Source organism: Pseudidiomarina piscicola (assembly GCF_902806985.1).
Lineage (GTDB): Bacteria > Pseudomonadota > Gammaproteobacteria > Enterobacterales > Alteromonadaceae > Pseudidiomarina > Pseudidiomarina piscicola.
The window spans coordinates 100,485-125,424 of record NZ_CADCXY010000005.1; the positions used below are offsets into that span (position 1 = coordinate 100,485).

Annotated in this window: 21 protein-coding genes; 11 read left to right on the forward strand and 10 right to left on the reverse strand. The window is 50.6% G+C overall.

Annotated features, from left to right (window positions below; genetic code table 11):
* Nucleotides 1–10: 10 nt before the first annotated feature.
* The 7 genes from fba to PSI9734_RS10005 form a co-directional block, all read right to left on the reverse strand.
* Nucleotides 11–1,075 (reverse strand): class II fructose-bisphosphate aldolase, encoded by a 1,065-nt coding sequence (fba, locus tag PSI9734_RS09975; protein ID WP_173920997.1) that lies wholly within the window; start codon nucleotides 1,073–1,075, stop codon nucleotides 11–13.
* 37 nt (nucleotides 1,076–1,112) lie between these two features.
* A complete protein-coding gene (locus PSI9734_RS09980) occupies nucleotides 1,113–2,297 on the reverse strand; it encodes a phosphoglycerate kinase (RefSeq protein ID WP_173920998.1) in 1,185 nt (394 codons plus the stop codon).
* Between the two features lie 24 nt (nucleotides 2,298–2,321).
* Nucleotides 2,322–3,359, reverse strand: a complete 1,038-nt coding sequence (gene epd, locus PSI9734_RS09985; RefSeq protein ID WP_173920999.1) for an erythrose-4-phosphate dehydrogenase — start codon at nucleotides 3,357–3,359, stop codon at nucleotides 2,322–2,324.
* A complete protein-coding gene (gene tkt, locus PSI9734_RS09990; RefSeq protein WP_173921000.1) occupies nucleotides 3,359–5,368 on the reverse strand; it encodes a transketolase in 2,010 nt (669 codons plus the stop codon). Before tkt ends, epd begins: the two co-directional genes overlap by 1 nt.
* An 81-nt stretch (nucleotides 5,369–5,449) precedes the next feature.
* On the reverse strand, nucleotides 5,450–6,598 hold the full coding sequence (gene metK / locus PSI9734_RS09995) for a methionine adenosyltransferase (protein ID WP_173921001.1): 1,149 nt from the start codon (nucleotides 6,596–6,598) through the stop codon (nucleotides 5,450–5,452).
* A 96-nt stretch (nucleotides 6,599–6,694) separates the two neighbouring features.
* Nucleotides 6,695–7,750, reverse strand: a complete 1,056-nt coding sequence (locus PSI9734_RS10000) for an NAD(P)-dependent alcohol dehydrogenase (RefSeq protein ID WP_173921002.1) — start codon at nucleotides 7,748–7,750, stop codon at nucleotides 6,695–6,697.
* A gap of 15 nt (nucleotides 7,751–7,765) precedes the next feature.
* Nucleotides 7,766–9,616: a M1 family metallopeptidase gene (locus PSI9734_RS10005; protein ID WP_173921003.1), complete on the reverse strand. Its 1,851-nt coding sequence runs from the start codon at nucleotides 9,614–9,616 to the stop codon at nucleotides 7,766–7,768.
* A gap of 52 nt (nucleotides 9,617–9,668) precedes the next feature.
* Between PSI9734_RS10005 and PSI9734_RS10010 the strand changes: the two genes are divergently transcribed.
* The 4 genes from PSI9734_RS10010 to ruvX are packed head-to-tail and all read left to right on the forward strand — an operon-like array spanning nucleotide 9,669 to nucleotide 12,383.
* A complete protein-coding gene (locus PSI9734_RS10010) occupies nucleotides 9,669–10,451 on the forward strand; it encodes a 16S rRNA (uracil(1498)-N(3))-methyltransferase (protein ID WP_173921004.1) in 783 nt (260 codons plus the stop codon).
* 4 nt (nucleotides 10,452–10,455) lie between these two features.
* A complete protein-coding gene (gene gshB / locus PSI9734_RS10015) occupies nucleotides 10,456–11,400 on the forward strand; it encodes a glutathione synthase (protein WP_173921005.1) in 945 nt (314 codons plus the stop codon).
* A gap of 6 nt (nucleotides 11,401–11,406) precedes the next feature.
* On the forward strand, nucleotides 11,407–11,973 hold the full coding sequence (locus tag PSI9734_RS10020) for a YqgE/AlgH family protein (protein WP_173921006.1): 567 nt from the start codon (nucleotides 11,407–11,409) through the stop codon (nucleotides 11,971–11,973).
* Entirely contained in the window at nucleotides 11,970–12,383 is a 414-nt protein-coding gene (ruvX, locus tag PSI9734_RS10025; protein ID WP_173921007.1) for a Holliday junction resolvase RuvX, read from the forward strand. The genes PSI9734_RS10020 and ruvX overlap by 4 nt, the downstream gene beginning before the upstream one ends.
* A 31-nt stretch (nucleotides 12,384–12,414) precedes the next feature.
* Here the strand turns inward: ruvX and PSI9734_RS10030 are convergent, their stop codons facing one another.
* Complete coding sequence (locus PSI9734_RS10030; RefSeq protein ID WP_173921008.1) at nucleotides 12,415–13,800, reverse strand: PhoH family protein; 1,386 nt, start codon at nucleotides 13,798–13,800, stop codon at nucleotides 12,415–12,417.
* 169 nt (nucleotides 13,801–13,969) lie between these two features.
* Here PSI9734_RS10030 and PSI9734_RS10035 point away from each other — a divergent pair, with 169 nt between their 5' ends.
* Nucleotides 13,970–16,642: an SNF2-related protein gene (locus tag PSI9734_RS10035; RefSeq protein WP_173921009.1), complete on the forward strand. Its 2,673-nt coding sequence runs from the start codon at nucleotides 13,970–13,972 to the stop codon at nucleotides 16,640–16,642.
* A 10-nt stretch (nucleotides 16,643–16,652) separates the two neighbouring features.
* Nucleotides 16,653–17,309, forward strand: coding sequence for a pseudouridine synthase (locus PSI9734_RS10040; protein ID WP_173921010.1), 657 nt, complete (start codon nucleotides 16,653–16,655; stop codon nucleotides 17,307–17,309).
* On the opposite strand, the gene djlA is transcribed toward PSI9734_RS10040, so the two are convergent.
* Nucleotides 17,281–18,069 (reverse strand): co-chaperone DjlA, encoded by a 789-nt coding sequence (gene djlA, locus PSI9734_RS10045; RefSeq protein ID WP_173921011.1) that lies wholly within the window; start codon nucleotides 18,067–18,069, stop codon nucleotides 17,281–17,283. The two genes, PSI9734_RS10040 and djlA, sit on opposite strands and share 29 nt — an antisense overlap.
* A 15-nt stretch (nucleotides 18,070–18,084) precedes the next feature.
* The gene (locus tag PSI9734_RS10050; protein ID WP_173921012.1) at nucleotides 18,085–19,086 is read right to left on the reverse strand and encodes an aminoglycoside phosphotransferase family protein; all 1,002 of its coding nucleotides are present in this window, start codon (nucleotides 19,084–19,086) and stop codon (nucleotides 18,085–18,087) included.
* 90 nt (nucleotides 19,087–19,176) lie between these two features.
* On the opposite strand from PSI9734_RS10050, the gene PSI9734_RS10055 reads away from it, so the two are divergent.
* Genes PSI9734_RS10055 through apaG form a run of 5 tightly spaced genes read left to right on the forward strand, consistent with a single transcriptional unit; the run spans nucleotide 19,177 to nucleotide 24,936 of the window.
* Nucleotides 19,177–21,456, forward strand: a complete 2,280-nt coding sequence (locus tag PSI9734_RS10055; protein WP_173921013.1) for an LPS-assembly protein LptD — start codon at nucleotides 19,177–19,179, stop codon at nucleotides 21,454–21,456.
* Between the two features lie 9 nt (nucleotides 21,457–21,465).
* Entirely contained in the window at nucleotides 21,466–22,758 is a 1,293-nt protein-coding gene (gene surA, locus PSI9734_RS10060) for a peptidylprolyl isomerase SurA (protein WP_173921014.1), read from the forward strand.
* On the forward strand, nucleotides 22,755–23,747 hold the full coding sequence (gene pdxA, locus PSI9734_RS10065) for a 4-hydroxythreonine-4-phosphate dehydrogenase PdxA (protein ID WP_173921015.1): 993 nt from the start codon (nucleotides 22,755–22,757) through the stop codon (nucleotides 23,745–23,747). The genes surA and pdxA overlap by 4 nt, the downstream gene beginning before the upstream one ends.
* Nucleotides 23,744–24,553 carry a 16S rRNA (adenine(1518)-N(6)/adenine(1519)-N(6))-dimethyltransferase RsmA gene (gene rsmA, locus PSI9734_RS10070; protein WP_173921016.1) on the forward strand — a complete coding sequence of 270 codons (810 nt, stop codon included), beginning with the start codon at nucleotides 23,744–23,746 and terminating at the stop codon, nucleotides 24,551–24,553. Before pdxA ends, rsmA begins: the two co-directional genes overlap by 4 nt.
* A complete protein-coding gene (apaG, locus tag PSI9734_RS10075; RefSeq protein ID WP_173921017.1) occupies nucleotides 24,550–24,936 on the forward strand; it encodes a Co2+/Mg2+ efflux protein ApaG in 387 nt (128 codons plus the stop codon). Before rsmA ends, apaG begins: the two co-directional genes overlap by 4 nt.
* Nucleotides 24,937–24,940: the final 4 nt, after the last annotated feature.

Here is a 24,940-nt window from a genome sequence, read left to right on the forward strand (position 1 = left end):
AGAACCCCAATTAGTTCACTTTAGCGTCTAATTTTCCCGCTTCGTAGCGTTTAAACATTTCTTCAAGTGACACTGGCTTGATCTTATGGGCTTGTCCAGCACAACCAAAGGCTTCGAAACGCGCTTTACAAATATCGTGCATCGCATCGGTTGATGCTTTCAAGAATTTGCGTGGATCGAAGTTGCTGGTATTTTCAGCCAGATGACGGCGTACTGCGCCTGTCGAGGCTAAACGCAAGTCAGTATCGATGTTTACTTTACGCACACCATGTTTGATACCTTCCGCAATTTGCTCTACCGGCACCCCATAGGTTTCTGGGATTTCGCCACCGAACTTATTGATCACTTCTAACCATTCTTGCGGTACTGACGACGAGCCGTGCATAACCAAGTGCGTAGTAGGAATACGCTTGTGGATCTCTTTGATACGATCGATCGCTAAAATATCACCCGTTGGTGGACGGCTAAATTTATAGGCACCGTGAGAGGTTCCGCACGCAATTGCTAAAGCATCGACATTGGTTTGCTTAACGAAGTCGGCCGCTTCTTCTGGGTCGGTAAGCAACTGGTCATGGCTCAGTTTACCTTCGGCACCGACACCATCTTCTTCACCCGCTTCACCGGTTTCAAGTGAACCTAGCACACCCAGTTCACCCTCAACGGAAACACCGCACGCGTGCGCCATGGCTACCGCAGTTTGGGTTACTTTTACGTTGTAGTCGTAATCAGCCGGCGTTTTACCGTCTTCGCGCAACGAGCCGTCCATCATCACTGAGCTGAAACCCAGTTGGATTGAACGTTGGCACACTGCTGGCGAGGTACCATGATCTTGGTGCATTACTACTGGAATATGAGGCCACTCTTCGATCGCCGCTAAAATAAGGTGACGCAGAAAAGGGGCACCTGCGTACGAGCGAGCGCCAGCGGACGCTTGCACAATAACTGGGCTATCGGTCGCATCGGCTGCTTCCATGATAGCGCGCATTTGTTCGAGGTTGTTGACGTTAAATGCTGGCACGCCGTACCCGTTTTCGGCAGCGTGATCGAGCAACTGACGTAATGAAATTAAAGCCATATTTTATCTCCTGATTTCCTGTTCTGAGTGGCTAGGCTTAGCCATGTTCTGCGCGTTCTTCCAGAATCGCGACTGCGGGAAGCTTTTTACCTTCTAAGAATTCTAAGAAGGCTCCGCCGCCAGTTGAGATATAACTGATTTTATCAGCAATACCGTACTTATCAATTGCAGCCAGGGTGTCACCACCACCGGCGATAGAAAATGCCGAACTGTTTGCTATGGCCTGCGCTAAAGCTTCTGTTCCAGCACCAAACTGATCAAATTCAAACACACCGACCGGTCCATTCCAAACGATGGTACCGGCATTTTCCAGTACTTTTGCAAATGCGGTCGCGGTTTCAGGACCGATATCAAACACCATGTCATCGCTGGCGATGGAGTCCACTGGCTTGGTTGTTGCCTCAGCCTCTGCACTAAATTCCTTACCGGTCACCACATCGCTGGGTAACGGAATGTCTCCGCCTTTCGCCTGAGCTGCTGCGATCAGTCGTTGCGCTTCGGTGGTCAGGTCAGCTTCATACAACGACTTACCGACGTCGTGCCCGGCAGCCGCAATGAACGTATTGGCAATACCGCCACCCACAATTAATTGGTCGACCACACCCGAAAGCGACTCTAATACGGTGAGTTTGGTCGATACTTTAGAGCCACCAACAATTGCGACTAATGGACGCGCTGGGCTCGCCAGTGCTTTACCTAAGGCGTCAAGCTCAGCGGCCAACAACGGTCCGGCACAGGCAACATCAGCGAACTTTGCAACGCCATGAGTTGACGCTTGCGCACGGTGTGCAGTACCAAACGCATCCATGACAAAGACATCACACAGAGCTGCTAACTTTTTCGCCAGTGCTTCATCGTTGCTTTTCTCACCTTGATTGAAACGCACGTTTTCAAACACCACCAATTCACCCTCGGCAATGTCGATACCCTCAAGATAATCTTGCGCTAACCGAACGGGAGCGTCTAATGCGTCATTCAGATAGTCAACCACTGGCTGCAATGACAACTCAGCATCATAAACGCCTTCTTGTGGACGCCCTAAATGTGACATGACCATCACTTTAGCGCCTTCGGCTAAGGCCTGTTTCAAGGTCGGTAACGCAGCCTTAATACGCGCGTCAGAGCTCACTTTACCATTTTTAATGGGTACGTTGAGGTCTTCGCGGATCAATACTCGCAGTCCCGCTAAGTCTAAATCATTCATAGTGATGACGGCGGACATTGTTGTTTCCTCTTTCCTTTAAAGTTATAAATTCGGCGCTTTGGTTTGCAGCATTACTTGCGCAGTATCTAGCATCCGGTTCGCAAAACCCCACTCGTTGTCACACCAGCAAAGCACTTTAATCAAGTGCTTATCGGCAACTCGGGTTTGGGTGCCATCAACAACGCTTGAGCGCGGGTCATGGTTGAAGTCTATCGAAACGAGGGCTTCATCCGTATAGCCCAAAATACTTGCCATGCTACCTCGCGCCGCCTGCGCTAATACTTGGTTTACCTTGTCGATTGAAACCTCGGCGCGGACAGTTACGCTGAGGTCCATGGCGGTGACATTGGTGGTGGGCACCCGCACTTGAATGGCCTCAAATTTGCCTGCGAAATGCGGCATAATACGCTCGATACCACGCGCTAGCTTGGTATCAACTGGAATGATTGAACGACCTGCAGCACGGGCCAAACGTGGATCTTGATGGTAAGCATCAATCACTTGCTGATCGTTCATTGCCGCGTGAATGGTCGTAATTGCACCACTTTCCACGCCAAATGCTTGATCCAAAACTTGTAACACCGGCACACAACAGTTGGTGGTACATGAGCCATTCGAGACAATACGGTGAGCGCTCGACAACTCATCGGTATTCACGCCGTAGATAGCGGTAAAGTCGACATCAGGGGCTCCCGGATGGGAAAACAGTACCTGCTCAATACCTATCTCATGGTAATGGGCACCGTCTTCACGCGTTCCATGCACGCCCGTACAATCGAGAACCAAGTCCAGATCAAGTGCTTGCCAGTCAAGATTACTAATTTCTGATTCCGCTGACACTTGAATAAGATCATCACCGACGCGCAATTGATGCTCATCCGGTGTGGTCACTGCCTGCGCAAAGCGCCCATGACTGGTATCGTATTTGAGCAAATGAGCCATTGCCGAAACCGGCGCCAGCTCATTAATCGCGACAATTTCAACGGTATCACGAAAGTTGCCTTCATAGAGCGCACGTAACACGCTACGCCCTATGCGGCCAAAACCATTGAGTCCTAACCGCGCCCGTCGTTGCGCCATTACCCTAGCAACTCCTCTGCTGTTGCCACTAAGTTTTGCTCGGTAAAGCCAAAGTATTCAAATAAGTCTCCGGCTGGGGCCGACTCGCCGAAACTCATCATACCGATGATTTTGCCTTCCAGCCCTACATACTTATACCAGTAGTCGGCGATGCCGGCTTCAACCGCGATACGCTTCGTGACGGCACGCGGTAGCACCTGTTCACGATAATCAGCAGACTGTGCGTCGAACACATCCGTCGCTGGCATAGAAACTACGCGAACTTGGTGACCTTTGGCCTGTAAGGTTTTGGCAGCAGCAACACTTAACGCCACTTCAGAGCCAGTGGCGATAAAGATAACTTCAGGTTGCTGTTCACTATCGACCAACACATACCCACCACGCGCAACATTGGCAAGCTGCTCGGCATTACGTGGCTGCTGCGGTAAGCCTTGGCGACTAAAGATCAATGCCGTAGGGCCATCGTGGCGCTCTAGCGCTGACTTCCATGCCACGGCCGACTCAACCTGGTCACACGGGCGCCAAGTGCTCATGTTTGGTGTGGTACGCAAGCTCGCCAGTTGTTCAACCGGCTGGTGGGTAGGGCCGTCTTCGCCTAAGCCAATGGAGTCGTGGGTATAAACAAATACACTCCGCTGCTTCATCAACGCAGCCATACGCACCGCGTTGCGTGCATACTCCATAAACATCAAGAAGGTTGCACCATAAGGAACCAGGCCACCGTGCAAGGCGATACCGTTCATAATGGCCGACATACCAAACTCGCGCACACCGTAATAGACATAATTGCCAGCGGCATCGTTGGCCGTTACACCTTTGGCGCCATCCCATAAGGTTAGGTTTGAACCTGCTAGGTCCGCCGAGCCACCAAGTAATTCAGGCAACTTAGGTCCATAGGCATTAAGGGCATTTTGTGAAGCTTTACGACTGGCAATGTCTGCTGGCTCTGCCTGCAGCTTTTCGATGTACGCTTGCGCATGTTCAGCAAAGTCATCTGGCAACTGACCACTCAAACGGCGTTTCAGCTCTTGTGCCAGCTCCGGGAAGTCCTTCGCGTAGGCGGCAAACCGCTGGTTCCAATTTTGCTCATGCGTTGCGCCACTTTCTTTTGCTGACCATGCTTGGTACACGTCAGCTGGTATTTCAAAAGCAGCGTGTGGCCAGCCTAACTGTTGACGCGCGGCGGCGATTTCTTCTTCACCTAAAGGCGCGCCATGGCAGCTTTCTGAGCCTTGCTTGTTGGGCGCACCGAACCCAATAATTGTTTTACAAATAATTAAGGTCGGTCGTGCGGTTTCTGCGCGTGCCGCATCGATGGCTTGCTTAATCGCTGTAGCGTCATGGCCGTCGACATTTTCAATCACCTGCCAACCATAGGCTTCAAAGCGTTTGGCGGTATCGTCAGTGAACCAGCCGTCTACGTCGCCATCAATAGAGATACCGTTGTCGTCATAAAATGCAATCAACTTGCCAAGCCCAAGGGTACCCGCCAGTGAGCATACTTCGTGCGAAATGCCTTCCATCAAGCAGCCGTCACCTAAAAACGTGTAGGTGTAATGATCAACAATATCGTGACCACTTTGGTTGAACTGTGCAGCTAATACTTTTTCCGCGAGCGCCATACCGACAGCGTTTGAAACGCCTTGGCCCAGTGGTCCTGTGGTGGTTTCAACACCTGGCGCATAACCATATTCAGGATGCCCAGGGGTTTTTGAGTGCAGTTGACGGAAGTTTTTTAAGTCGTCGATACCGAGATCGTAGCCAGTTAGGTGCAGCAAAGAATAAATCAACATTGAGCCATGACCATTCGATAGCACAAAGCGATCACGGTCCGCCCAGTTTGGGTTTTCAGGGTTATGCTTGAGGTAGTCGCGCCAAAGTACTTCGGCGATATCAGCCATGCCCATAGGTGCGCCTGGATGGCCTGACTTTGCTTGTTGAACCGCATCCATGCTTAAAGCACGAATAGCGTTGGCGAGATGCTTACGCTCAGAAACTGCTGTCGTCATAACAATGAACCCCGAATTGCTGCGTTGAGAAAATGCTCACTAGGTGCGCGTATTCTCCACAATTCGGGGCTTGTAAGCAAATCAGATATCAGCGCGAAGGGCTTCGGCTCGATCTGTTTTCTCCCACGGAAACTCTTCACGACCAAAGTGACCATAGGCTGCTGTAGCCAGATACATCGGCCGTTCTAAATCTAGCATCTGAATCAAACCATAGGGACGTAAATCAAAGTGCTTGCGTACCAGAGCGATCAAGCGTTCGTGGCTGTACTTGCTGGTACCAAAAGTCTCAATGCTAATGGAGGTTGGCTCAGCAACGCCAATTGCGTAAGAAATTTGAATTTCACAACGCTCAGCAAGCCCTGCTGCCACAAGGTTTTTCGCAACATAGCGCGCAGCATAAGCTGCACTACGGTCAACTTTCGACGGATCTTTACCAGAGAAAGCACCACCGCCATGACGCGCCATGCCACCATAAGTGTCGACAATGATTTTACGTCCGGTGAGGCCACAATCACCCATAGGTCCACCAATCACGAATTTGCCCGTCGGATTGATGAAAATGCGTTCTTGATCGGCCGGGAACCATGCTTCTGGCAATACCGGTTTGATGATGGTTTCAATCACTGCTTCACGAAGGTCAGCTTGGCTAATACCTTCCGCATGTTGTGTTGATAGCACCACGGTATCAATGGCGACGGGTTTACCGTCTTCATACACGAACGTCAGTTGGCTTTTTGCATCCGGTCGTAACCAGGGCAACGTCCCATTTTTACGCACTTCAGCTTGGCGCTGAACTAACCGGTGCGCATAGGTAATAGGTGCCGGCATTAACACATCGGTTTCATTTGAAGCATAGCCGAACATCAATCCTTGGTCGCCTGCGCCCTGCTCTTCAAGTGATGCTCTATCGACCCCTTGATTGATATCGGGCGACTGCTTACCAATCGCATTCAAAACCGCACATGAGTCAGCATCGAAGCCCATATCTGAGTGTACGTAGCCTATTTCGCGCACCGTGTTACGGGTCAGTTCTTCGATATCCACCCACGCTTGAGTCGATACTTCACCGCCGACCAGTACCATGCCTGTTTTAACGTAGGTTTCACACGCCACCCGCGCACGTGGGTCTTGTTGCAAAATAGCATCAAGAACGGCGTCTGAAATTTGATCTGCAATTTTATCAGGATGTCCTTCTGAAACAGATTCAGAAGTAAAAAGGTGCTTCGCCATAGTGTGTCTATCTCTACTTTTTTCCAGACTTTTTAAAGTTGGACGTAGTTTAACCAAACCGCGCCCAACTTTCTACATTTAGACGTCTAAAAGTCTTTATCGCTGTTTCAAAGTAGCCATATCAATCACAAAACGATACTTCACGTCGCTTTTTAGCATCCGCTCATAAGCTTCGTTAATGTCGTCCATGGCAATAAGCTCAATATCTGAGGTGATATTATGCTCGGCGCAGAAGTCCAACATCTCTTGGGTTTCGGCGATACCGCCAATCAACGAACCGGCAAGGCTGCGGCGTTTTGCCACCAAATTGAACACCGCAGGTGATGGATGTGACTCGGCTGGAACCCCAACCAAACACATGGTGCCATTTAAGCGGAGTAACGCTAGATACGCATCTAGGTCATGGGGTGCGGCAACAGTATTAAGAATGAAATCAAGCGAATTCGTCCACGCTTTCATGGCGTCTTCATCTTTGGAAATCACAACATGGTCCGCACCTAAGCGTTTACCGTCGTCTACTTTGCTCGGCGAAGTGGTGAAAAGGACTACCTCGGCGCCCATAGCCTTGGCGATTTTAACCGCCATATGGCCTAAACCGCCTAAACCTACGACACCCACTTTGTGGCCCTTGGAGATTCCCCAGTGGCGTAGCGGTGAGTAGGTGGTAATGCCCGCGCAAAGCAACGGTGCGACGCCCGCCAAATCGGCATCGTCGGCCACGCGAAGTACGAAGTCTTCGGTGACGGTAATACGGTTCGAGTAGCCACCGAAGGTTACCCCACCAGAATGTTTGTCTTCACCATTGTAGGTACCGACAAAGCCATTCTCACAGTATTGTTCATGGCCTTCGCCACAGCTGTGACAGTGACCGCACGAGTCGACCATACAGCCCACACCTACAGCATCACCTACTTGGTATTTCGACACCTTAGCACCGACGCGTGTTACCCGGCCCACGATTTCGTGACCAGGAACACATGGAAAAACGGTGCCGCCCCATTCATTGCGGGCTTGATGCAAATCCGAGTGGCAAACGCCACAGTAGGCAATATCAATTTCAACGTCGAAGTCTGTCGGTTCGCGACGATCAAATTCGAAATATTCTAGCGCTTTATCTGCAGCATGGGCTGCATAACCAATAGCTAGTGGCATAGTAAACTCCTTCTCTTAACTTTCAGGGTAAAGCAAAGCTTCGTTAACGGTTTGCGTTAACGGGTGATACCCAGACTTCGCCTGTTCATAGACTTCGCGAGCCCACTTTAAATTGTCAGGTGTTTTCGCCAGCTCTCGATAGAGCGGACTCACCAGCTTATTACGACCAATTGTCAACAAGTAGCTACGCAAACGATCGCGTGCTGGTTCATATTTTTTAGTAATCGCTAACTTCAACCAGGCATGGGCAATTTCAGCATTACTGCTGGCGGTTAAATTATAGTCGCTATCGAGCCGTTGCATGTTGGTACTTGAAATATCCAGTGGCAAGTTATTGATGAAGTGCAACCACTCGTGCGTGGTCCATTCATCGGTTTTCAGCTTGCCGCCTTTGAGCCAGCGTTGCATTTGCTTTTCAACTGCCGTGAATGCGTTAGATTCAGGTCGTGGCGCATCTGCCGGTAGACCTGGCTGATGAATCCACTCGTTCACTTTATCCATGCTCACAACATTTGGATGTTCGGCCAGTAGGTTACGTTGCAAGTAGGTTTTAAATTGCGCGGTAGAAATACTTTGGAAGGCAAAATCATCAAAGTACTCACGCAAAAAGCTATCAAAGGTTTCACGGCCGAACTGGTTTTCTAAGTACACCAAGAACAACTGACCTTTGACGTAAGGTACATTTGAGAATACATCGTCCGGGTGGCGGGTACCAAGATCAATGTTAAGCACCGTATCAGCTGGTGCGAGACGCGCCATATCCGCCATGAGATCTTGATAGCCAAGCGCTAATTCCATTTGCGCCCGTCGCTCGCCAAACAGAGCCTCCATAATGCGATTTTCAACGTAGCTGGTGAAGCCTTCGTTGATCCATAAGTCGCGCCAGCTAGCGTTGGTTACAAGGTTGCCTGACCATGAATGCGCCAGCTCATGGGCAATTAAATTTATTAATGAGCGATCACCCGACACGACAGTCGGCGTAATAAACGACAAGCGTGGATTTTCCATGCCCCCGTATGGAAAGCTTGGCGGCAACACTAACAAATCGTAGCGGTCCCAACGATAGGGCCCGTACATGGCTTCGGTTGCCTCGATCATGGCCGGTGTATCCGCCCATTCCCAAGCGGCCTCTTCGACAATGTAAGACTCAGCAAATACCGCCACATTGTCGCTTATCGATTGCACCTCTAAATCGCCGACCGCAATCGCAATCAGGTAGGGTGGAATCGGCTGCGGCATACTAAAGCTGTACTGCCCATCACGGTTATCGCTTAGGCTATTATCGGCACTCATTACGCCGAGCAGGCCTTCCGGCGTCTGCAACTTGGCGTTATAGGTTAGGCGCAAGGCAGGCGTGTCTTGAATTGGAATCCAACTGCGCGCATGAATCGGTTGCGACTGGCTAAACATGAATGGCTGCTGTTTGCCGGCGGTCTGCTCCGGAGTTAACCACTGGAGGCCGCTGGCGGTAGGTGCTGTTGCATAGTGAATGCGCAGTTTTTCACTGCTAGAGCCAATGGAAACGCTAAGTTCTTGGCCGAGGGTTTCATGGGGTTCACCCAAGGTAAACGAGGTTTCTTGCCACTCACCGTCTTGCCAAATTTCGGTTTTATGAATACTTAATTCACGGGTATCTAAGTGGATTTGCTCTGCGTCAGTGCGACGTAGCAAGTCATAGGTGGCGGTCCCTTCAAGCTGTTTTTCAGCAAAGTCGACGGTCAGGTCGAGCTCTAAATGCGGTGTTGCCACTTGATCAAGCTTGGCATAACTATGCGCATCGTCTGCCCACGAGGGGGCTGAAACAGTGGCCGTTGCGACCAAGGTCGCTGCACCTGCCCATTGAATCAGTTGCTGCTGTATCGCCATAAAAGGTTTCCTTCTGGTAAGATGATGTCATAAATGAAACTAGGGTCATGTTATGCGAGTACCGCGAATTTATCATCCTTTAGCGGAAAATAGCCTCGACGAAAGTGTACAAATGTCACTTAGTTTAGGCCAACAGGTCGAGTTGTGCGCCGAAGCTGCCAATCATGTCGGCCGAGTTCTGCGTATGCAGCAGGGCCAAGCGCTAGTGCTATTCACCGGAGACGGTCACGACTATCAAGCGGAGATCGTTAGCGCGTCGAAGAAAAATGTTTGCGTGCAAATCACCGATGTGGCCGTCAACACAACGGAATCTCCCTTAAAAATTCACCTTGGCCAAGGTATCTCGCGCGGTGATCGTATGGACTTTGTGTTACAAAAGTCTGTCGAGCTGGGGGTTCATAGTATTACGCCGTTGTTTACTGAGCGCTGTGGTGTGAAGCTCAGCGGCGAGCGACTCATAAAAAAACAGCAGCAGTGGCAGAAGATCGTCATCGCCGCCTGCGAACAAAGCGGCCGTAGTGTGGTTCCCACCGTTGCGCAGCCGATCGCCTTACACGACTGGCTGCCACAGCTAGCACCCTCGTTACGCTTAACACTCGACCCATTGGCGCAAGTTGCGCTGCGTGAGCAAAAACTTAGTAACGAACACGTTCAGCTATTGATCGGCCCCGAAGGCGGGTTAACCGAAAGCGAAGTACAGGCCGCAGCCGCCGCCGATTTTCAGCCCGTACGCCTTGGTCCACGAGTTCTGCGTACCGAAACCGCCGCATTAAGTGCACTTAGTGCGGTGCAATACCAGTTTGGCGATTTAGCCAGCCCTTTAATTCAGGAGTAGTCGCATGAAATTAGCAATGATTATGGATCCCATTGCCAACGTTAAAACCTACAAAGACACTAGCTTCCGACTGCTACTCGAAGCACAAGCTCGCGGCTACGATTGTTACTATCTTGAAATGGACGACCTGTCACTTATTGCCGGTAAGCCCATGGCTCGCGCTCGAAAAGTCTCAGTCGTTGATCAAGAGAAAGACTTCTATCAATTAGCAACCGTCGAAGAGCAACCTTTGGCCGACTTTGATGTGATTATGATGCGCAAAGATCCGCCATTTGATACCGAATTTCTTTACGTAACCTATATGCTCGAATTAGCCGAGCAAGCCGGTTCGTTAGTGGTGAATAAACCCCAGAGCTTACGTGACTGTAACGAGAAGTTATTTACCGCTTGGTTTGCCGACCTAACGCCTCCGACCATCGTCACACGCAATGCGGAACAGATCCGCGCCTTCCATGAGCAGCATAAAGATATTATCTTGAAGCCACTGGACGGAATGGGCGGCGCTTCCATTTTCCGCGTGGGTAACGACGGCAGTAACTTAGGCGTGATCATCGAAACACTGACCGAGCATGGCGGTCGCTTTGCGATGGTGCAACGCTATCTGCCGGAAATCAAAGACGGTGACAAGCGTATTTTAATTATTGATGGCGAACCGATGCCGTATTCACTGGCACGTATTCCATCAGCCGGTGAAACGCGTGGCAACTTAGCTGCCGGCGGCAGTGGCCGCCCGCAACCGCTGAGTGACAGTGACTGGGCATTAGCCCGGCAAGTGGGCCCTGAGCTGAAACGACGCGGCTTATTTTTAGTGGGGCTCGATGTGATCGGTGATCGCATCACCGAAATAAATGTCACAAGCCCTACTTGTATGCGCGAAATTGAAGCCGCATATTCAATTAATATCGCCGGTAAATTATTTGACGCAATAGAGGCACGCCGCAAGGCCTAACAACTTATGGAAGCACTCACGAACTTACAAAATCACTTTTTGATTGCGATGCCCTCGATGGATGATCCCTTCTTTCAGCGGTCCGTCACCTATATTTGTGAACACAACGATGAAGGGGCGATGGGGCTCGTCATCAATCAACCCGTCGAGCTGAATGTCGCAAAAGTGCTCGAGCAACTTGAAATTGTAGTGCCTGAGCATTCTCGCATGTTCGACCGTCAAGTGTTTGCCGGCGGGCCTTTAGCTCGCGACCGAGGTTTTGTTTTGCACTCACCCGACGACGAGTGGCGCAGCTCGGCACGATTAAGTGACGACGTAATGATTACCACCTCAAAAGATATCCTTGAGGCGATGGGTCGCGGTGATGCGCCAGCAAGCTTTTTGCTCACACTCGGTTACGCTGGGTGGGAAGCGGGTCAACTCGAGCAGGAGCTGGCCGATAATAGTTGGCTAACGCTGCCCGCTGATCCTGAGATCTTATTCAATACGCCCATCAACGAGCGCTGGCAAAAAGCGACCGAAAAGCTTGGGTTTCAAGCATGGCAGCTTGGTCCCGGAGCAGGCCACGCATGAGTCAACTGATCGGTTTTGATTTTGGCACCCATAATATTGGTGTCGCTGTTGGTCAAACCATTACCGGAACAGCGTCGCCTTTAGCGGCGCTCAAAGCAAAAGACGGCCAACCCGACTGGCAAAAAGTGGCTAACTTGATCAAAGAGTGGCAACCGCAATGCTTAGTTGTCGGCTTGCCACTTAATATGGACGGCAGCGAACAACGTTTGACCGATTTGGCGCGTAAATTTGCCAACCGGCTACATGGTAGGTTTGGTTTACCCGTTGAGTTACAAGACGAGCGTTTAACCACCGTTGCCGCCAAAGAAGAGTTATTCGAACGGGGTGGTTACCGTCAGCTCAGTAAAGATAAAGTGGATAGCGCTGCCGCACAGCTTATTCTTGAAGACTATATGAGCCTATTAGGTTAGTACGGCAGTACCACGCAATCCTTTGCTTCGGTTATAAGTTCTCTTCCGCATACTGAGCTAAGTTACTTCTCACCACACCATTCAAGTTGATGGTTGCGCTACCTGGGTAGTCTTTAAAGCGTTCAACGATATAGGTGAGGCCAGAAGTGACTGCGGTAAGATAGTAGCTATCAATTTGCGCTAGATTTCCCGAGCAGATAATTTTGGTACCCGTGCCACAGCGGGTGATCAAGGTTTTCAGTTGTGAGGCGGTTAAATTCTGTGACTCGTCTAGCAACACGATGGCATTTTGAATACTGCGGCCCCGCATGAAATTTAATGATTTAAACTGAATATTAGCCTTATTCATAATGAAATTGAGGCTCGATTCCATACTTTCATCGTTTTTGTGTAGCACCTCTAACGAGTCGGTAATCGCGGCCAGCCACGGCGCCATCTTTTCCTCTTCGGTGCCCGGCAAGTAGCCAATCGACTCTGCGATTTCTGGAGTGTTGCGGGTCACTATAATTTTTTCATAGATGCCCTGCTCAATCACTAGCTCTAACGCTGAGGCCAGCGCCAGCAGCGTTTTACCGCTCCCAGCTGGGCCCGTCAGAATCACTAAATCAATGGTTGGGTCGAGCAATGCGTTCATCGCCATGGCCTGGTAGATGTTTTTCGGGTGAATTCCCCAGGCGTGGTAACTCATCATCCGCTCAAAACCTAGATCATGCAGGCGGACATGTTGGTCGTTATAACCGGAAACTTTGGCCGCAAACAGTTCTGTTTCGTCAATTAAGTACTGATTACGATAAACGGCAGGCAACACCTCACGTTCAACTTCATGAAAAGTTTCGCGGCCTTCTTGCACACTTGTGACTTCCCCCACTGACTGCCAAAAATCGCCCTCGAGCTCGACAAAACCCTTGGAAAGAAAACGAATATCGTCAATCAGTTGGTCAGTGCGATAGTCTTCCACATACTTCACCCCCGCACCTTTGGCTTTTAACCGCATATTGATGTCTTTGGTCACCAACACGATGATCGCATCTTGGTGCTTCTTCTGCAGCTCAATGGCCGCCTGAATGATGCGGTGGTCATTTTCTGATAAATTTAAAACAGACTCAGTTTGCTGTAACTGATAGTCAGGGAAAATAGCGAGGGTGCCTTCGGCATGATGTGCGCCTTCCATTTGGGCTAACGGTACGCCAGCCACAATTTGCTCGGGGCTGGCATCTTTTAGGGCATCCTCTAACGAGCGAATTGCCACCCGCGCTTCGCGGCTTACGTCTTTATGGCGGTCTTTGATATTGTCGAGCTCTTCTAGCACGACCATAGGAATAACGACGTTGTGTTCTTCAAAGTTTAGAAAGGCAAGGGGTTCGTGAAGCAGGATATTGGTGTCTAACAGGTAGTACTTCGATGTGGTTTTTGTCATGCGCGACCTCAAGCAGCTAAGAAGCTTAATGATAGTTTTGGCTTGCCATGCACTTTTAAGACTAGCGCAGTTTTGCGCAAAAGGGTGTGAACATTGAAAAAAATTTCGCTACCATGTGCGCCCTTTGATTTCACGCCTGCGGGCGTACTCTGTTGTAGAGGTTTTGGAAATGGCAAATGATAGCGTGCACACCTATGTGGCTGGTCAGCGTTGGCTGAGTGAAACGGAGTTGGAGCAAGGGCTGGGGTTACTTACACAAGCCGAGGGGCGAACCCTCACGGTGTTGTTCCCAGCTACCGATGAAGTTCGTCACTATGCCAGCCAACAAGCTCCTTTAGCTCGCTATCGCTTACTGCCTGATGATCGCGGACAACATGCTGAAGGTTGGTTTTTTCGGGTCACCGAGGTTGAAGATAAAGCGGGCGTATTGCATTACACCGGTCACCGTGAAGACACTAACGAAACCGTCTCATTACCGGAAACCCAATTAGCCGCCCAAGTCGCCACGCAGCACCCACTGACGCGCGTCTTAGCGGGTAAAACCGATCGGCTCGATATGTACCGCCTGCGCCAGCAAGCCCAGCGTCATTTGCAGCGTTGGCAACAATCTTCGGTGACGGGGTTGCTCGGGGCTCGAGCACAGTTGTTGCCACACCAGCTCTACATCGCCCATACACTAGCCGACCGTTACCAACCGCGCGTACTGCTGGCCGATGAAGTGGGCCTTGGCAAAACCATTGAAGCCGGTCTTATTTTACAGCGCCGGCTGCTGAGTGGCCGCAGCCAACGGGCGGCGATCGTGGTGCCCGATAGTCTTTGTCATCAGTGGTTGATTGAGCTCAAGCGACGCTTTGCACTGGCCTTTAGCCTGTTCGATCAAGAGCGCTGTGAGCAGACCGCAATCGACTTCGACAATGTTTTTAGTGCCGAGCAACTTGTGGTGGTACCCCAAAGCTTGCTCCAAAGTGAGCGCTGGCAAACCCAACTGAGTGAGGCTGCATTCGACCTCTTAATTGTTGATGAAGCGCACCGAATTGCACCAAAAACCGCACACTTTGCTCAATTACAACAGCTATGTGCAGCAATACCTAGTGTGCTGCTGCTAACCGCTACACCCCAACAGGCAGGTCTTGACGGGCACTTTGCTCGACTGCAGTTGTTAGATCCCGATCGCTTCCATTCTTTTGAGGCCTTTGTTGAAGAACAACAAAGTTATCGCCAGTTAACGCCACTCGCCGAGGTGTTGGCTCGCGTTGGTGCCGATAAGCTGCTCGACCGCTTACTCGACCACTATGGTACCGGACGCTTGATGTACCGTAATAGCCGTGCTCATGTCGGTGGCTTTCCAGAGCGCCAATGCCACCCAGTAGAGCTAGATGAAGCCGCTGGCGACGATTTTTCCGCGAAGGCAACGTGGCTAAAAGACCTACTGCGGCAACATAAGCCCGAGAAGTTTATTCTTATCTGCCGCTCGGCAGCCACCGTACAGAAATTGTATGACTTTTTAAGAGTCCAGCATGGCGTTCATGCGGCGGTCTTCCATGAGGGTATGAGCCTTCTAGAGCGCGACCGCGCGGCGGAGTTTTTCGCTAGTCCAGAAGACGGTTGCCCAGTGCTGCTGTGCTCTGAAATAGGCAGCGAAGGACGTAACTTTCAGTTCGCTCATCATTTGGTGCTGTTTGATTTACCTGAACACCCGGACCTTCTTGAGCAACGAATTGGGCGCCTCGATCGGCTTGGACAAACGGACACCGTGCACATCCACGTTCCGTTTATGCCGGAAAGCCGTGACGCCTATTTGTTTGAATGGTATCAAGCAATGCAAGCATTCGCCGCACCGAATGCCGTTGGCGCGACCCTTTATGACGAATTTAGTGAGCAGCTACAACCCTATTTCACTGGCCAGTTTCACGATGAGTTCGGGTTTGCTGAGCTGATTGAGACGACCGCAGAACGTGCCGAGCAGCTTCGCGAACAAATCCGTGCTGGGCGTGATCGCTTACAAGAACTCAATGCCTACCGCCCGCAGCGCGCAAATGCCATTTTAGAGGCTATTGAAAAAGACGAGCGCAGTGCCGAGTTAGCCGCATTCATGCAAGACTTTTGGGCGCGGTTTGGGCTCGACTATGATGAGCTTAACGCCGAGAGCGGTTGGTTACGCCCCACCGAACATATGCGCACTCAGCTACCAGGGTTGCCCGATGAAGGCCTTACCGTAACCTTTTCGCGTGACTACGCGCTGGCCAATGAGCAAGTGGAATTCCTGAGCTGGGATCATCCGCAAGTTCAGCACGCCCTTGAACTGCTGACCACCGATAGTTATGGCAGTACCTGTGTCGCACTGATGCAAAACCGTGCTTTGCCAGCGGGGGCTTGGTTCGTCGAGCTAGGTTACAGTAGCCGTTTAACTGCACCGGCGGCATTGGTCGCACACGAGTTTTATCCGCAGCAAGGTATTCGTCTATTACTCGACAGCAAGGGCCGCGATTTAACCGCACGGGTGCAGGCAGGCGCCTTTGATAAACAACTCTCGTTTATCGATAAAAAACAAGCGCGAGCCATGTTGCAAGAGTTGCGACAAACCATTCAACAACATATTCAAAGTGCTTGGCGCGCTGCAGAAGTGCAACAACAGACCTTTATCGATGATGCTAAGCAGCGCCTCGAGCAAGAGATGGCAAGTGCACAACAGCGACTGCTTGAATTACAACAACGCAACCCTGCCGTACGGCAAAGCGAAGTTGATGCCCTTACTGAGCGCCAGCAGCAATTGAGTCTTGCCCTGAGCAAGCCAATGTTGCAACTCGATAGTGTTCGCATCGTCGTCAACTCACCCAAGTGAATAAACTAAAATGACGTTACTTGACTATCGACCACCCACCGACCCTTATCTCGATATTCTGTATCGCGATGAGGCCATCGTGGTGGTCAATAAGCCGGCGGGGTTGCTTAGTGTGCCAGGCAAAGACCCAGCCCATCGTGACTCGCTTTGGGCTCGGGTGCAGCGTGTGTTACCGGGGGCTCGCGTCGTGCACCGATTAGATATGGCAACCTCTGGTTTGCTTGTGCTGGCGTTGCATAAAACGGCACAGGCCTACCTACAACGGCAATTTGAACAGCGGAAGGTGCATAAATATTATCGTGCCCACGTTGCCGGACGGCTGCCTGCGGCGAACGGTGTGATCGATCTCGCCATGCGCTGCGATTGGCCAAACCGGCCACGGCAAATGGTAGATCTTATCGCCGGGCGCCAGGCACAAACGCGTTACCACGTGGTTCGCACCGAGGCCGACTTTAGTGAGGTCATGTTATTCCCGGTGACCGGCCGTTCACATCAGTTACGGGTGCATATGCAAGCACTTGAGACGCCTATATTAGGCGATAAATTTTATGCCGATGCAGCGGCTTTTGCCGCCGCAGATCGACTACTTTTACATGCTGAAGAAATTGGTTTTCTACACCCGCTAAGCGAGCAGCCGATTAATTTCCATTGCCCTGCTGACTTTTAATCACTTCATACGCGGCTTGAATTTCGCGCGCTTTTTCTTGTGCTGAGGCGCGCATCTCTTCAGGTAAACCTTGTGCTGCAAGTTTGTCTGGATGGTGCTTTGACATTAACTTGCGGTAAGCTTTTTTCACTTCGGCAAAGCTCGCCTTGCGATCCACCCCTAACACGGCATAAGCATCGTCTAACTGACTTGCCGCAGAAGCACCACTGGTGCCCGCTTGACCGCCTCTAAAGCGTTGCCCTGCCTGCGCCATTTGTAACCATAGGTCTAGTTGCGCGCGCCGGAAACCTAACGCCTCGGTAATGCGTAACAGTACATCGTATTCGGCCTGGTCTAACTGGCCATCGTGCAAGGCGACTATCAGTACTTGTTCTATAAAGAATTGTAAAATATCGCGCCGCCATGCAAGCTGGCGGCGAAATTCGCTGACCTTGGCGTCGAGTGGAAAGTCGGTGTTTTTACCTTCGCGGAAAGCTTTTTGCGCTTGTTCACGAGCCGTATCATTGAGCTTTAGGTGTTGCATCAACGCGTTTACATAATCGATGTCCTGCTCGGTCACTCGGCCTTTAGACTTCGCTAAGTGCCCCAGAACCGCAAACAACGTATCGGTAAATAACCGTTGATTGACAGCTCCCCCTTGGCGCATCGACTGCTGCAAGGCGCGATCAAACCAATGGCCAATGACCACTCCTAATAGTAGGCCTGGAAATCGCAAAAACAAATAACCAAAGAACCCTCCGAGCACTTTTCCCCAAAACATGCATACTCCTCGTGCTTAACTTGATGCCGCTAATGCGGGTAGAATACGGTTTTTTAATAATTCACGAAAATCGTCGAACTCCGGGTAAATCGACGCAATATCGTGGAGATATGCCACGTTTCTCGGAATATCTTGGATATAACCTGGGTTGCCGTCGCGTTGATAACGCCGTGCAAACAAGCCGCTCGCATAGGCATGGCGCTGTAACCCCATCAGATCAAACCAACGTTGCCAGGTGCTGTTATCGACCGCAAGATCGGCCCGTTGTTCACGTAAATAATCAAAACACTTGGTGGCGAGCTGCCGCACTTGGTCTTGCGGCCAGCGTACATAACAGTCACGTAGCAAGCTCACCACATCATAAGTGATGGGGCCTATTACTGCATCATGAAAGCCTGTGTAAGCCAATGAGTCATCGCCCTGTACCAACACGTTGCGCGCATGAAACTTACGATGTACCCCTACCTGTGGTTGCGCCTTCGCGTTTTCAATTAACTTGCGGCAAAAATCTTCCCAAACCTGTTTCTCGGCGCTGGTAAATTGAATACCGAGGTGCGCTTGCACCAACCATTCTCGCATGACATCGAGTTCCGCCTGTAGCTTATCAGCGCTGAATAACTCGAGCGGTCCATTTTGCGTCTCTTGAACGCTCATAATATCGGCTAAGTCGACGAACACTTTGCCATACCACTGCGTTAAAGTTGTTTCACTTAAATGGCTCAATAGCAGGCTTGAACCGAGATCCGTCATCAACATAAAGCCATGTTGCTCATTCACCGCAACCAACTCTGGTACGGCGACCGCGCGCTCGCTATAGGCGTCGGCAACTGCCAGGTAGTTGCTCAATGCGGTATCACTATTCATGGTGTCAACGGCGATTAAACTGCGCATACCGTCGTGGGTTCGATAATATCGCCACGGCCGCCCATCGCCGAAAACCGGTTGCAGATCTTGCTGGGGATAACCGGTTACGGCTTCACACCATGCCTGCAACTTTACTTCTCGCTTATTTTCCACGCTATTTCCTCGCTCACAAATGGCAGGCAACGTAAATTTGCTTTATCATACCTACCATAATGTTAAGGACAAAGTTGAGTCATCGCTAACATGCATTCATTCATTCGCGGCGCCTGCTGGGGTTTCAGCCTGTATCTATTCGGCACCACTGTAGCCGCCGCTCAGGCGTCGGACAATAGCCAATACCTCAGCCAGTGTCCGGTGCGGACTCCTTTATTTCCAATCGCTCAGCTAAAACCTATTGCTAACCTTAGCACTGATGCTATCGGTGTCCGAGCAGATCAAGCAGATATTGACTCGGAAACTTCAATCGCATCGTTCATTGGCAATGTTGAGGTGCAATTCAATGACCAATATTTGCTCACCGAACAAGCAACCGTCAACCAAGCATCTGGCAATATCAATGCAAGTGGCGCAACCCAATATACCGATGGTTATGTGCAAGTCGTTAGTGAAAACTTTCGCTTAAACTCAGGCGATAACCGAGCCTATTTGTCTGGCGCCGAATATCAATTAATCGACGCGGGCGCCCACGGTACCGCAACTATTTTGTCGATAGCTGAGCAGCAAGTACTGCTTGAAGGCTCAACGTTTACCACCTGTCCCACGGACGACCCAGCATGGCAATTGAGCGCCGACGAAATTAGTATTAGCGAAGACGAAGCCTGGGGCGAGGCTTGGCATGCAAAGTTTGAGTTATTTGGCGTACCCGTGCTGTACGTGCCCTATTTGAATTTCCCGATCAACGATCAGCGAAAAACCGGTTTCTTATTTCCAACGATTCGCTCATCTCAAAAGAACGGCTTTGAATTCGAGCTGCCGTACTACGTCAATATTGCGCCCAATCAGGACGCCACAATAACGCCTCGCTATATGGCCGAACGTGGGCTGCAAATGCAAGCCGAGTACCGAGTTCTTACCGAAGGTGGTTTCGGACAACTTAACCTCGCTTATTTAAACGATGATGACAGTCTTGAAAATGACGATGCTCGTTATTTGTGGCGCATTGAACATGCCCAAAACTGGAGTCAAAACTGGCGCTCATACATTAACGCTCTCGATATTAGCGATGATGACTACCTTAATGATTTTGGCAGCGACTTTGCTGGCCGTGCCGATGCACAGCTCTATCGCCATGCCCGCGTCGATTACGTCGATGACCACCTGCAAGTGATGTTGCGCGCTGAAGACTTTGAAGTGTTAGGTAACTTCCGCTCGCCCTATCGTACCGTGCCGCAAATTGTGACCACAGCGCAATGGGATGGTCCCTCACTTTTTTCCTATGAGGTGTTCTCTGAACTAACGCACTTTCGCAATCAGGCCAACAGCCAAGACTACGCCTCGCGCTTTCATCTAGAACCGCAAGTTAACCTCGCGTATGAGACGCCCGCGTACGACTGGCTCACTGAGTTGAGCTACAGCTATACCTACTACGACCAAGCTGGTTCACAGCAAGGGTTGGCTGATAACCCAACGCGTGGTTTACCGCAATTCCGCATGCGAGGTCGGCTTAATCTAGAGCGCCAGTTCAGTTGGAGCGATAGCGATTACCGTCAAACCTTACAGCCACAGATTCAGTATCTTTATGTGCCGTATCGCGACCAGTCCGAGATTGGCATTTATGACTCAACCTTAATGCAAGACGACTACCGTGGGCTGTTCCGTGCGCGTCGTTTTTCGGGGCTTGACCGTATTGCCGACGCCAATCAAGTCACCGTGGGTGCATCGACCAGCATTTATAGTGACAGTGCGCGTGAATTAATGCGCCTTAGTGTCGGTCAAATTTACTACTTCGATGATAGCCGCGTTAATTTATTCGATGAAGCTTCGCAAGTGTCTGACGACCGCTCGGATATTGCTGTTGATGCCCGTTTTCAACTTGGCCAACGCTGGTTTATTAACGGCGCGGTGCAATACGACTTAGAACAAGAAAGTACGCGCAAAAGCCAAACTGCGGTTGAGTATCGTGTCAATGAGAGTAATCTCGTGCAGCTTAGTCACCGACAGGTGACCAATATTCTTAACGATGACATCGAACAATTAGGCCTGCAGACGGTCTACCAAATGAACAACAAATGGCAATTTGCCAGTAACTGGTATTACGATCTGCAGCAGAAACGTACCAACGACGCACTTCTTGCGTTACAGTACAGCGACTGTTGTTGGGCGGTGCGTGTTAGCGCCTATCGCCGCATTAATCGCAATCTAGAATTACAACAATTTGATCCCTTACTTGGTGAACCTGAGTTCGATAATGGGGTCAGTATACAATTCATAATTAAGGGGCTGGGCTCTGACAATGGCAACTTGCTCGAACTGATCGAGCAGAGTCTGTTCGGATATCGTCACCCGTTTTATTTAAGCAACTAGGTAGTTTTCATGAACAAGATGTTGAAGTTAGTGAGCATTGCATGGCTAGCAATCGCAAGCAGTATGGTCTCAGTACAAGCCAATGAAGTGCTCGACCGAGTCGCGGTCATCGTCAATGATGGCGTGATCTTGCAAAGCGAAGTTGAAGCCATGTTGGCACAGATCAAGCGCAATGCCGCGGAACAAGATATGGAGTTACCCAGCGACGAAGTGTTACGTGTGCAAGCCGTCGATCGCTTAGTGTTGCAAGAGGTGCAATTGCAAGTTGCTCGGCGTGCGGGCGTCGAAGTAAGTGACGCGCAGCTTGAGCAAACTATTCAAGGTATCGCCCAAGAATCAAACTTAACCGTTGAACAACTGCGCAATGAAATTGAACGGCTAGGTAGTTCATGGTCGAGCTATCGCGAATCGGTTCGCAAAGAAATGATGCTCGGCGAAGTTCAACGCGGCGCTGTTCGTGAACGTGTCTATATATCGCCACAAGAAATTCAAAACCTCTCTGAAATGCTAGAAGAAGTTAACAGTCAGGAAGTTGAGTACCGTTTAAGTCATATTTTGGTTGGCCTGCGTGACAGCAGCGGTAGCGACGATGTGCAAGATGCCCGCGAGCGCGCTGATCAGTTATTAGGGATACTGCGTGATGGTGCAGACTTTGCCTCGACTGCAGTGTCTTCCTCTGCAGGCTCACGCGCACTTGAAGGCGGCGACCTAGGCTGGATGAATATCAATGCCATGCCAACACTATTTGCAGAAGCCGTGCGCGATAAGCGTAAAGGTGACTTAATCGGCCCGATTAAGAGCGGTGTTGGTTTTCATATTCTTAAGGTTACCGATACCCGAGGCTTAGAAACCGTCGAAATTGAAGAAGTAAACGCCCGTCATATTTTGCTGCAACCATCGGTGATTCTTTCGGACAAGCGTGCTGAAGAAAAACTGGCTGAGATTCGTCAACAAATCGTCTCTGGAGAAGCAACCTTTGAAGATATGGCTCGTGAGCACTCGTCTGATCCGGGCTCAGCCAGCCAAGGCGGCGATTTAGGCTGGTCTGAAACCGATGTTTACGACGCCACTTTTAAGCAGATCGTTGACAACGCAGAGATCGGCGTTATCAGTGAGCCATTCCGCTCACAATTCGGCTGGCACATTGTCGAAGTCCTGGACCGTCGGGTGCAAGACGCCACTGAGCGCAGTAAACAAAACCGCGCTTATCAATTGCTTTTCCGTCGTAAGTATCAAGAAGAGCTAGAAAACTGGCAACAAGAGATCCGTGACCAAGCCTACATTGAACAGGTTGTTGAATGAAGCTAAAGCGTATCGCCTACAGTTCAGGTGAACCGGCGGGGATTGGCCCTGATATTGCGCTCTACCTCGCCTTAGCACAGGCGTCGCAACCGTCGTCTGCAGAACTGGTGGTGTTAGGTAATAAACAACTCTTACAAGACCGAGCCCACCAGCTCGGTCTTGACGTTTCACTGGTCGAGTATGATGCCAGCCGCCCGCCTCAGCATTGGCCGTTGGGAACCTTATTGGTGGCCGAACATGCGTTGGCAGGAACCGTCACCGCGGGCGAGCTCAATCCAGCCAATAGTCGCTACGTATTAAACTTGTTGGATCATGCGTGTCGCGGATGTCTGCAAGGCGAATTCGATGCAGTTATGACTGGCCCTGTGCACAAAGGTGTTATCAACGACGCTGGGATTGCCTTTAGCGGACACACGGAGTTTTTTGCCGAACAAAGTCAAACACCACAAGTCGTCATGATGCTCGCTACGCCCGGTCTTCGCGTCGCGCTGGTAACCACTCACTTACCTTTGAGCCAGGTGCCTAGTGCTATTAACCAGCCGTTAGTTGAAAGTGTAACGGAGATTGTCGCCAGCGCACTGAAACAACAGTTCGCGTGCCCTCAGCCAAGAATTCTGATGTGCGGCCTCAACCCTCATGCGGGTGAACAGGGCCATCTCGGTGGTGAAGAAATTGAGCACATCGAACCGGCGATTCGCGACCTTAAGCAACGAGGGATAGACGTCAGTGGACCTTGGCCCGCCGATACCGTATTTCAGCCACACTATTTAGAAAATGCCGACGCTGTGATCGCGATGTATCACGATCAGGGCTTACCCGTGCTAAAATATCGAGGCTTCGGTAACGCTGTGAACATCACGCTCGGCTTACCTTTTGTTCGAACTTCGGTCGACCACGGCACGGCGCTTGATAAAGCCGGCACCGGCGCTATTGATATTGGCAGTGCAAGTTACGCCCTAGAGACCGCTTTAACCATGGTAACGGAATGACAAAAACCCATTTAGGACATCGCGCTCGTAAGCGCTTTGGACAAAACTTTTTACACGATACTTTTGTTATTGATGCCATCGTTGATGCTATCAATCCGCAAAACGACGAACAGTTAGTCGAGATTGGCCCTGGTTTAGCGGCACTCACTGAACCGGTCTGTGATCGCATTGAACAGCTTACCGTGGTCGAGCTCGACCGTGATCTGGCGGATCGGCTTGAGCAGCATCCATTTATGCAGCAAAAACTCACTGTTTATCGCGGTGATGCCCTTAAAACCGACTTTCATCAGTTCCAAAAGGATGAGCAAAAGCTCCGCGTGTTCGGTAATCTTCCGTACAACATTTCAACGCCAATTATTTTTCACTTACTTGACCAAATTGACGCTATTGGCGATATGCACTTTATGTTGCAAAAGGAAGTGGTCGATCGACTCGCTGCCCAGCCAGGCACCAAAGCCTATGGCCGTTTAACCGTTGCCGTACAGCAGGCCTGTGCAGTTGAGCCGGTATTACTGGTGCCACCAGGTGCCTTCACGCCGCCACCCAAAGTCGAGTCGGCCGTGGTTCGATTAACCCCTTATAGCGAGCCACCACATCCCGTGCATGATTTTAAAACCTTGCAAAAACTCTGCTTGGTGGCCTTCAATCAACGTCGCAAAACAATCCGTAATAACTTAAAAAAGCATATTGACGCAGAGCAGCTGGAAGCCCTTGGCATCAATCCAAACGATCGCCCAGAAACGCTTTCCGTAGAAGACTTTTGTCGCCTTGCAAATTGGTATTACGAACAACATGGTGCGTTATGACGAAGACAGTAAGCCCAAATTTAATTTCTATTGAAGTTAAAACACATTACTTAGAAGCACAGTCAGAGCCCGACAATGACCAATATGTGTTTGCCTACACTATCACGGTGACCAACACCAGCGAACAGCCCGTACAGCTACTCACTCGGGCATGGCGTATCACCGATGCCAACCATAAAATCACCCGCGTTGCTGGCGATGGCGTAGTCGGTGAACAGCCGCATATTGCCAGCGGCGAGTCGTTCAGTTACACCAGCGGAACCGTGCTGGCCACCCCAATCGGAACCATGCAAGGCCATTACGGCATGGTGACGACAGAAGGCGAAAAGTTCGAGGTGGAAATACCGTCGTTCCGACTCGCTGTGCCTAACATCCTCCACTAAAACG

What these genes read in the sequence shown, in the direction of transcription:
- fba (WP_173920997.1), bottom strand. Translation starts at nt 1,075, where the DNA reads ATGGCTTTAATTTCATTACGTCAGTTGCTCGATCACGCTGCCGAAAAC.
- PSI9734_RS09980 (WP_173920998.1), bottom strand. Translation starts at nt 2,297, where the DNA reads ATGTCCGCCGTCATCACTATGAATGATTTAGACTTAGCGGGACTGCGA.
- epd (WP_173920999.1), bottom strand. Translation starts at nt 3,359, where the DNA reads ATGGCGCAACGACGGGCGCGGTTAGGACTCAATGGTTTTGGCCGCATA.
- tkt (WP_173921000.1), bottom strand. Translation starts at nt 5,368, where the DNA reads ATGACGACAGCAGTTTCTGAGCGTAAGCATCTCGCCAACGCTATTCGT.
- metK (WP_173921001.1), bottom strand. Translation starts at nt 6,598, where the DNA reads ATGGCGAAGCACCTTTTTACTTCTGAATCTGTTTCAGAAGGACATCCT.
- PSI9734_RS10000 (WP_173921002.1), bottom strand. Translation starts at nt 7,750, where the DNA reads ATGCCACTAGCTATTGGTTATGCAGCCCATGCTGCAGATAAAGCGCTA.
- PSI9734_RS10005 (WP_173921003.1), bottom strand. Translation starts at nt 9,616, where the DNA reads ATGGCGATACAGCAGCAACTGATTCAATGGGCAGGTGCAGCGACCTTG.
- PSI9734_RS10010 (WP_173921004.1), top strand. Translation starts at nt 9,669, where the DNA reads ATGCGAGTACCGCGAATTTATCATCCTTTAGCGGAAAATAGCCTCGAC.
- gshB (WP_173921005.1), top strand. Translation starts at nt 10,456, where the DNA reads ATGAAATTAGCAATGATTATGGATCCCATTGCCAACGTTAAAACCTAC.
- PSI9734_RS10020 (WP_173921006.1), top strand. Translation starts at nt 11,407, where the DNA reads ATGGAAGCACTCACGAACTTACAAAATCACTTTTTGATTGCGATGCCC.
- ruvX (WP_173921007.1), top strand. Translation starts at nt 11,970, where the DNA reads ATGAGTCAACTGATCGGTTTTGATTTTGGCACCCATAATATTGGTGTC.
- PSI9734_RS10030 (WP_173921008.1), bottom strand. Translation starts at nt 13,800, where the DNA reads ATGACAAAAACCACATCGAAGTACTACCTGTTAGACACCAATATCCTG.
- PSI9734_RS10035 (WP_173921009.1), top strand. Translation starts at nt 13,970, where the DNA reads ATGGCAAATGATAGCGTGCACACCTATGTGGCTGGTCAGCGTTGGCTG.
- PSI9734_RS10040 (WP_173921010.1), top strand. Translation starts at nt 16,653, where the DNA reads ATGACGTTACTTGACTATCGACCACCCACCGACCCTTATCTCGATATT.
- djlA (WP_173921011.1), bottom strand. Translation starts at nt 18,069, where the DNA reads ATGTTTTGGGGAAAAGTGCTCGGAGGGTTCTTTGGTTATTTGTTTTTG.
- PSI9734_RS10055 (WP_173921013.1), top strand. Translation starts at nt 19,177, where the DNA reads ATGCATTCATTCATTCGCGGCGCCTGCTGGGGTTTCAGCCTGTATCTA.
- surA (WP_173921014.1), top strand. Translation starts at nt 21,466, where the DNA reads ATGAACAAGATGTTGAAGTTAGTGAGCATTGCATGGCTAGCAATCGCA.
- pdxA (WP_173921015.1), top strand. Translation starts at nt 22,755, where the DNA reads ATGAAGCTAAAGCGTATCGCCTACAGTTCAGGTGAACCGGCGGGGATT.
- rsmA (WP_173921016.1), top strand. Translation starts at nt 23,744, where the DNA reads ATGACAAAAACCCATTTAGGACATCGCGCTCGTAAGCGCTTTGGACAA.
- apaG (WP_173921017.1), top strand. Translation starts at nt 24,550, where the DNA reads ATGACGAAGACAGTAAGCCCAAATTTAATTTCTATTGAAGTTAAAACA.